Source organism: Snodgrassella sp. M0110, assembly GCF_016101465.1.
In the GTDB taxonomy this organism is placed as follows: domain Bacteria; phylum Pseudomonadota; class Gammaproteobacteria; order Burkholderiales; family Neisseriaceae; genus Snodgrassella; species Snodgrassella alvi.
Window position 1 is genome coordinate 1 of record NZ_JACFQM010000031.1, and the last position, 413, is coordinate 413.

At 49.9% G+C, this 413-nt stretch carries 1 protein-coding gene; it reads right to left on the minus strand.

Features of this window, described 5'->3' with window-relative positions; all coding sequences use genetic code 11:
- Positions 1-177 (minus strand): RHS domain-containing protein (locus H3T84_RS12620; RefSeq protein ID WP_198219326.1); only part of this gene is annotated, 177 nt, incomplete at its 3' end.
- Between the last annotated feature and the right edge of the window lie 236 nt (positions 178-413).

A 413-nucleotide genomic window follows, 5' to 3' on the forward strand; every position in this document is an offset into this window, starting at 1 on the left:
GATTTCACCGGCTTCATCCGTCAGCTCCTCCGGCATGCCGTTCAGGTCGGTATGGAAGTAGTAGATGTGTTGTTCCTGATTACCGGTCCGGTCTATCCGCGCCAGCGGTTCATAGCTGCCTTCATCAGTATATAGATACAGGCTCTGCCGTTTGTCTGCGCTGCTTTCCTGAATCATCTGCAGCCCATCCCACAGGAAGGTGGTGCGGTTGCATGGTTTGTCGTCACGGTCCAGCCGGTGTTTTTCTATCCGCCGGCCGAGCGCATCGTAGACGTAGACGTAGCCGTAGCGTTCAGTATGGTAGCTGTTCGACGTACTTCGGTCAGGCCATATTCGGCATCGTAACAGGATTATTTAACTGTTCACGGGTGTATATTTATTATACGTCATTTGAATATTTTTGAGATTTTTTA